Annotated in this window: 7 protein-coding genes; 6 read left to right on the top strand and 1 reads right to left on the bottom strand. The window is 59.6% G+C overall.

Annotated features, from left to right (window positions below):
- The first annotated feature begins 490 nt into the window (after positions 1-490).
- The 3 genes from LB524_RS23820 (at position 491) to LB524_RS23810 (ending at position 2,051) form a co-directional block, all read left to right on the top strand.
- Entirely contained in the window at positions 491-1,171 is a 681-nt protein-coding gene (locus LB524_RS23820) for a hypothetical protein (protein WP_224530675.1), read from the top strand.
- 129 nt (positions 1,172-1,300) lie between these two features.
- The gene (locus tag LB524_RS23815; protein WP_140793384.1) at positions 1,301-1,495 is read left to right on the top strand and encodes a transcriptional regulator domain-containing protein; all 195 of its coding nucleotides are present in this window, start codon (positions 1,301-1,303) and stop codon (positions 1,493-1,495) included.
- Positions 1,496-1,550: 55 nt separating this feature from the next.
- Complete coding sequence (locus LB524_RS23810; protein WP_140793386.1) at positions 1,551-2,051, top strand: DUF2285 domain-containing protein; 501 nt, start codon at positions 1,551-1,553, stop codon at positions 2,049-2,051.
- 172 nt (positions 2,052-2,223) lie between these two features.
- Here the strand turns inward: LB524_RS23810 and LB524_RS23805 are convergent, their stop codons facing one another.
- On the bottom strand, positions 2,224-2,478 hold the full coding sequence (locus tag LB524_RS23805; protein WP_224530672.1) for a hypothetical protein: 255 nt from the start codon (positions 2,476-2,478) through the stop codon (positions 2,224-2,226).
- A 698-nt stretch (positions 2,479-3,176) separates the two neighbouring features.
- Here LB524_RS23805 and hxsB point away from each other — a divergent pair.
- From hxsB to hxsA, 3 genes are read left to right on the top strand one after another with little or no spacing between them, the layout of a single operon-like run.
- Entirely contained in the window at positions 3,177-4,586 is a 1,410-nt protein-coding gene (gene hxsB, locus LB524_RS23800; protein WP_141906119.1) for a His-Xaa-Ser system radical SAM maturase HxsB, read from the top strand.
- Entirely contained in the window at positions 4,583-5,692 is a 1,110-nt protein-coding gene (hxsC, locus tag LB524_RS23795) for a His-Xaa-Ser system radical SAM maturase HxsC (protein WP_140793392.1), read from the top strand. The genes hxsB and hxsC overlap by 4 nt, the downstream gene beginning before the upstream one ends.
- Positions 5,689-6,234 carry a His-Xaa-Ser repeat protein HxsA gene (gene hxsA / locus LB524_RS23790; RefSeq protein ID WP_140793394.1) on the top strand — a complete coding sequence of 182 codons (546 nt, stop codon included), beginning with the start codon at positions 5,689-5,691 and terminating at the stop codon, positions 6,232-6,234. Before hxsC ends, hxsA begins: the two co-directional genes overlap by 4 nt.
- Positions 6,235-6,276: the final 42 nt, after the last annotated feature.

Raw genomic sequence — 6,276 nt, 5'->3', positions numbered from 1 at the left:
CGACGAGGAAGGCGAGGGCCACAGCCTGATCTGGTCCCGCCCCAGCCGCCGCAACGGCGAGTGAATTGGCAGACGCCTCGCCCGGTACCGGGCGAGGCGTCTCCTGATGATGACTGCCAAACCTTGCTACGATCGATCAGAACGGCTGGCGAGCCGCACGCCCGCACCACCACCATTCTCCGGGATGAACTGAATACCTGCGGATTCGAATGCGCGTCGCAACGCGTCAATGGTCACTCTGTTTGCACTTATTGGACCGGTTAGAGGCTCTAGTCGTTTGATTGTAGCGAGCGAGACCTTGGACCGTTCGGCAAGCGTTTTCTGATCCCATTGAAGCAAAGCACGCGCGGCTCGAACCTGTCCGCTTGTAAGTTCGTATATACCAAAAGTATCATTTGATGCCACGCTTGGGCGGCGGTGAAACGGTCGAGCAGGGTGCAGGAACACCTTGCCCGACCTGACCAATGCCAAGCTGTGTGGAGCTCGGATCATGGCTGATTCCGACAATACCACGACTTTGCCTTCCGTCACGCGCGAACGGGAGCTGCAATCTCCGTTGGTCAGGGGCGATCTTCGGGCTTCCACCACTCCGGTCATCGACGACCAGCCGTCAGCCGATCCCGCGTTTGTCCTATCCCTTGCCTGGATTGAAGCGCACGTTGCTATGCTTGCTTCCTGTGTCCGGCAGCAGCAGGCAGAGGACGTGCTCTTGGAGCGCGGCGCGCCCTTGTCTATCGGCGAAGTCATCGGGCGCGGGGCGGGGGTTAACGCCCGAGATTATCTTGATTGCTGCGAGGAAGAGCAGGACGATGCTGCAAAGGCTGACGCCTTGTTGGCTGAGATTGCGGCGACGCCTGCCCAATCGCTGGCAGGTGTGATCGCCAAGCTTGCGGTCGTGGTTCGGGAAGCGAATGACAACACCGACATGGTCGAATTTCCCCTGCCGCACATCCGTTCGGCCTTGGCCGATCTCCGGCGTCTTACGCAGGACGCGATGTGCGATCAGCCGGCCGGCTGGCCCACCGGCGACCAATGGAACGGCTCGCTGTTCGAACAGTCTGCATCATCTTTCGCCGCCTGGCGCGCCTTCAGTGCGTGGAGCCAGGGTGATGATGACGCCTATCGTGCCTGGACAAACGTGTTCAAGGCACTGCAAGGCGCGAGCCAGTAGGTCTCCCAAAAGTTCTAACCTGACCGCCTGACCCGGGGTCTCTCCTCGTCCATTCGTCAATGACGGAATCCAAGGATTTCGCTCAACACCGCGTCCCCCTATCAAATCCTTGAGAAGGGAAGGACGCGGATGAAGCCCGATACATCGCAGTGGCGTGACCCACAGGCATATGCATTCATCAAAGGCGCAGCCGCCGATGAGATCGCCTGGGAGTTCCTGCGACGCAACCCGCACTATCAGCAGGACTTCGCAACCTCCCGCTCGGCTAAGTCGAGGCGCGCATTACGCAAGCGCTGGGGTTTGCAGTTTCGCCGCTCGGCCTGACCAGTCCGCGGTCGAGCAGCCCGTCTATTGGGCGCCTCAGATCGATCCTGGGGTCGTGAACCTTGTCGAGGTTCCACCGGATCTGCAAGCGCGGGAGGGCAGCGCCTTCGACGTACCGTTGGCCATGGGCCGGCATGATGAGGTCGGCCTTCACATGCGTTCGTCGCTTGGCGGTATGCAACTGGCGCTTCTTGGCGATACGAAGCCAGGCGAACCGCTTGCCGCCATCATACCGCTGGACGACATGGCGTACGACCGGCTGCAAGCCATTGAGCGGTTCATCCGCTCGATCCACAGGCAGCAGCTTCCCGACGCTCGATTGACCGCAGCCCAACGCCGGCGCCTAAGCCATATGCTGCGATGCCTCGATGGCCGGGAAGAGCAGGCATCCCATTTTGAAGTCGCTACCGCCTTGTTCGGTCGGCGACTGGTCAGTGCCGTCGACTGGCACGACTCGGCTTTTCGATATCAGACGCATCGCTTAGTGCGGGACGGCCTGAACATGGTCGAGCGCGGCTATCGCCAATTGCTGCGCGCGCGACGGCGCCTTTCCTGAAGGGGTTTCGACGCCGCCCGGCTCACGTGTTGCGTGGTCTGCAGGCCAGGCCTGCGATTCTGAAGTGAAAGGGAGCTTGCGCCCCCTTGTCTGACGTTCACCTAAGACTGTGCATGTTCAAAGCAGACATCCAGGTCATCATGCCAAAGTGCTGATTGCGGCACCTCGACAGTCACATCGGCTTGTCGGCAGGGTGACCAAGCTCGCAAAACCAGCCGCCGAGATATTTCACCGAGGGCTTCTTCGGATCGGGAACAGGCGTATTCGCCTCGACAGTTGCGCGGAATGGCTCGGCGCTGTCTTGCGGATTGAAATCCAGATGGTTCGCACCGCTGTTGTCGACCATCTTCAGCTTGTTGTCGGAACTACCGTAGGAGATGGTGTGGCCGACGCGCGGCGCGGTCAGCGCCGCCTCGACCAGGCACACGCAATCGGCAAAAGACAGGTACGACCACAACACGCGGCGGCGGCAGGAATTGAGTTTTTATGCTTACCGGGTGATGGCAGGAGTCGGCCGGTAACTTGCGTAGGTGAGTCTCGCGGAGAGGCCGAGGGGAAGAATAGCCACAGGCGCCGCCAACAGCCCGTTGCCGATGACTTGCTCGCGAAGCAACGCCGTCGGCCATCAGAAGCAGGGTGAGCACGATCGAGATGCGGAGCATCAGGTAGCTCATTTTGTTGCGTCCTCCTTTGGAGCACTCATCCTTGAAATAGGTATTCTGGCGGACCTGCAAGTATGGGTTGGAGCTGAGTGTGCGAAATACGCCGTAGTCAACGCCGATTCTGAAAGCGCTTGGTCAAATATGCCATTGATTGTTTATTCCGACCCGCGCATTATCGCGCGGGGCGGGATATGACAAAATTGCCTAGAGCTGCTGAATTAGACTTCGTGGTGGATGTTTCGCCACAATTTGAAAAGCACGTCAGTTCGGCGATGCTTCGCCTTCAGGTACATTACCCCGCGTGCAGGTTTGCTTGGCGCGACGGCGGGATATCAGTACGCGGTTCAAGCGACGTAACCGAAGAGCGGTTTCGAAAAGACGTTTTGCACGCTGTCTATCGTGAAAAGGTCTACGCCGAAACACTGACTATGCGCCAGGCGCTCGTCGCCGCGGTCACAAGCCGATGAACGTCTGGCCGCTGAAGTTCCGCGACATGTCGGACGGTTCGGTATTGTTCTGCGACGATGCAGGCGGATTCTTCAAGTCAACCCATGGCTTCCTGGATCGGTATGCCGCCGACAGCCTGGCTTCACTCGATGGAACGTTCCTTAGGGAAGGCAACCACGTATTCGATCGAGAGTTCGACCTTCAGTGGACGTCGTTCGCCTACAGGTGGGCGAGGCGGCAGGCGCGCACGACGAGAATGAACTACGTCATCCTCGTGCCGACGCTTAGGTGCAATCTCGCTTGCGGTTATTGCCAGGTCTCCCGCGCTGCTGAGAATGCTCGCGGATTCGATTGGTCGGACGAGACCCTCGCCAGTGTCCTTTCGTTCCTCGACCGCTTGGAAGGCCCGGATATCAAGATCGAGTTCCAGGGAGGTGAGCCCTTGCTTCGAGTTGATATCCTAGAAGCCGTTCGGGACTTCTGCCGCGGAAAGTTTACGCGGTCTCAATTCGTCGTCTGCACGAACCTGCAAGCACTGGAGGAGCGTGAATGGGCCTTCCTGGATGCCGACGACACTTTGATGAGTACGTCGCTTGACGGAGACCGTCTGACGCATGAGCGTCAGCGGACCCACAGCAGTGCAGTCACCGATGTCTTCTTTCGAAATCTCGAGGCAGCCGTTTCCCGCTATCCAGAAGGGAAAATTTCGGCCCTGCCCACCGTCGATGTCGCCAACCCGCCGGACTTCGACGCGCTGCTGGACAACTATGAACGCTACGGAATTCGTTCAGTCTACCTGCGCCCGATCAACCACCAAGGATTCGCACGAAAGATTCAACAGGGCGTCAATGTCCTCGCGCGCTGGAATCGCCTCCATTCCGACTTCATCGACCTGCTGATCGCTCGCAATCACCGGACCGGGCGTTTCATGGAAGAGTACTACTTCAGCCAGTGCCTGAGGCGCGTGCTCCGCTTCGATGCCGATAACCACGTCGACATACGAAACCCGAACTTCTTCGCCTCCGACTATGTCGTGATCGATCACGACGGCCGCTTTTACCCGACCGACGAGGCCCGGATGCTGTCCAGGATTGGCCGCATCGATCTCAGCATTGGTGACGTCAGCACTGGAATCGACAGAGCGAAGGTCGACGTTCTCAATTCGGGAGCACTCAACCACTTCGATCCAGATTGCGTCCACTGCGCCTACCAGCCGTTCTGCGGCACTGACGTCATCGATGACATTTCCCGGTATGGCCGGATTGACGTTCCGCGGCCTGACACATGGTTCTGCGGCCGCCACTTGTCGCTATTCGACAAGGTCTTTGAGGTCCTCTACCGGAATGACGAGCCGACGCGCGCCTCGGTGGCCGCCTGGCTCGGCGTGGGTCGCTGGGACGACAGCATGGCGCCCACACACCAATGATACCCTTGCGCATCAAGGTGGAGGCAAACGCTGACCAGCCTTTCGTGGTCCGGCTTCGCTCGTTTGAGGCCGATGGCCGCGAACAAAAGACTGAACAACTGAATCCTTTCGACGTGGCGCTGGAGCGCGTCGGCCCGGAAGGCGCCGACTACGTCGGCGAGGGCGGTCCGATACGAATTCTAGGCATCGATCCTGCCAAGGTCGATGGAGACGTGCTGCTCGTAAACCCGCGGCGCGGAACCGCGGACCGCCTCATCCGCAGTTCATCTCTGCACAACACCTTCCTGGTGACGGAGCGGTGCGACCAGGTATGCCTGATGTGTTCCCAGCCACCCAAGAAGCATCATGTCGACCTGTTCACGTATTTCGAGACGGCGGCGTTGCTGGCCCCAGAAGGCGCGACGATCGGTATTTCCGGCGGCGAGCCGACGCTTTTCAAGGCACAGCTCTTCGAGCTCTTGAGGAGGGTTTTGGACGCTCGCGCTGACCTATCCTTCCACGTCCTGACGAACGGCCAGCATTTCGAAGAGGGCGACTGGCACGCGATGAACCTTATCGATCGGGGCAGGGTTGTCTGGGGTATCCCTCTCTATTCCCGCGATCCGGCCGTTCATGACCAGATCGTTGGCAAAGAGGGTGCACATACGCAGCTGCTGAAGAACCTGGCGCTTCTGTGTTGTCTGGGTGCGCAGGTTGAACTTCGCACGGTGCTTATGCATCCGAACGCTGACGGACTGCCAAGTCTGGCACGATTCATCACGTCGAGGCTGCCCTTCATCCGAACCTGGGCGCTCATGCAGATGGAGAACATTGGCTTCGGCCGCATGAACTGGAAGGACCTCTTCTACGACAGTTCGGAAGGCTTCGATGTAGTCGGCCGTTCCCTCGATCTCGTGAGGAGCCGCGGGATAGACGCCTGGCTTTACAATTTCCCGCTATGCACGGTGCCCGAAGGATACCGTCATCTGGCGCCGGCCACGATCTCCGACTGGAAGCGTGCCTATCGAGACGAATGTGACGGATGCTCGTTAAAGGCCGTGTGCGGAGGATTTTTCGATTGGCATCCAGCTAACCATGGATACAGCAATTTGGGGGCAATCCAATGAAGAAGCGGCTTTTCACGATACCGTCGCTGCTCGCGGCGGGATTCTTGCCAGCCAATGCACAGGCGCTGCCTACTAAGCAAACGTTGGACAGCGACCTCGGACAGACGAAATCCCTCTTCGACACCTTCAAGCTTGACCACCTGTACACGCTGGCCGGACATAGCAGTCACAGCAGCCATAGCTCGCACTCGAGCCATAGGTCGTCCACGGGCGGCTATTCCTACGTCGCGCCGGCGCCGAGCGAAGCGGCTCCGCTGTATAGCGCTCCCTCAACGCCCGCGCCGACTTACCAGGCGCCCGCGACCGCCCCAACGCCTGCGCCCCTCAAGACGCTCCCGGGCAATGCCTACAAGTTCAAGGAGATCGTCCAGGAGGTCCAGTTCGCCCTGCTCGCATTCGGCTACTACAGCGGCGAGCTAGACGGCGAGATGAATCCTGAATTAAGGGCGGGGCTGCTGCGCATGCAGGCGGACTACTCGCTGAAGGCCACCGGGACGATCACGCCGGAGACGCTGACTGCGCTGAGGATAGAGGCCAGATAGGGCTCCTACCCTGCAGGGCGCAATAGAACGAGGCCAGGCCGA

It is taken from the genome of Mesorhizobium sp. ESP6-5, from assembly GCF_020164695.1.
In the GTDB taxonomy this organism is placed as follows: domain Bacteria; phylum Pseudomonadota; class Alphaproteobacteria; order Rhizobiales; family Rhizobiaceae; genus Mesorhizobium; species Mesorhizobium australicum.
This window is presented reverse-complemented; position numbering and strand designations above follow the sequence as displayed.

Coding starts and splice junctions, on each gene's coding strand:
- LB524_RS23820 (WP_224530675.1), top strand. CDS start 491: ATGGCTGATTCCGACAATACCACGACTTTGCCTTCCGTCACGCGCGAA.
- LB524_RS23815 (WP_140793384.1), top strand. CDS start 1,301: ATGAAGCCCGATACATCGCAGTGGCGTGACCCACAGGCATATGCATTC.
- hxsB (WP_141906119.1), top strand. CDS start 3,177: ATGAACGTCTGGCCGCTGAAGTTCCGCGACATGTCGGACGGTTCGGTA.
- hxsC (WP_140793392.1), top strand. CDS start 4,583: ATGATACCCTTGCGCATCAAGGTGGAGGCAAACGCTGACCAGCCTTTC.
- hxsA (WP_140793394.1), top strand. CDS start 5,689: ATGAAGAAGCGGCTTTTCACGATACCGTCGCTGCTCGCGGCGGGATTC.